1 protein-coding gene is annotated in these 473 nt (G+C 66.6%); it reads left to right on the top strand.

The features are described from left to right. Nucleotides 1-155 precede the first annotated feature (155 nt). A partial coding sequence (locus IZR01_RS49565; RefSeq protein WP_194927929.1) for a hypothetical protein occupies nt 156-473 on the top strand: 318 nt, incomplete at its 3' end.

Below are 473 nucleotides of genomic sequence, written 5' to 3'. Positions count from 1 at the left end.
AGATCCACCATCCTGAAGTGGCTGGTCAGTGTGCTGGCATGGCATGGTTTGTGGGCGCTTGTGCTGGTCGTGCGGGGCTGTCTGTGGTCTCGATCGTTTGACGTTCCGCCGTTTCGTGGTCGTGGGGAGTGGTTCTGTTTCTACGCTCGGTCGTTATGACAGATTCTGCGATGTTGGACCGGATCGCCGCTCGGCGTGCTGAGCTGGATCTCCTGGAGGAGGAGCTGGTCAAGCGGCTGGCCGATGTGCGCGTCGAGCGGGACGAGCTCGTGGTCGCCGAGCGGGTCGTGCAGCGGATCAGCGAGCAGGGCTTCGGTGAGTACCTGTCACTCGCGCCCGCGCCGCTGGAAGCCCAGGTGGGCGGCCGGTCTGTGTGGCTGATCCCGACCCGTGCCGCCGGCGTCGGCCCCGACGCGCTTCCGGACGACTACCAGCGCATCATGGCGATCGCACGCGAGGCGGCCGGACCGGTG

The sequence above is a fragment of the Catenulispora pinisilvae genome (assembly GCF_015356865.1).
GTDB lineage: Bacteria > Actinomycetota > Actinomycetes > Streptomycetales > Catenulisporaceae > Catenulispora > Catenulispora pinisilvae.
This window is presented reverse-complemented; position numbering and strand designations above follow the sequence as displayed.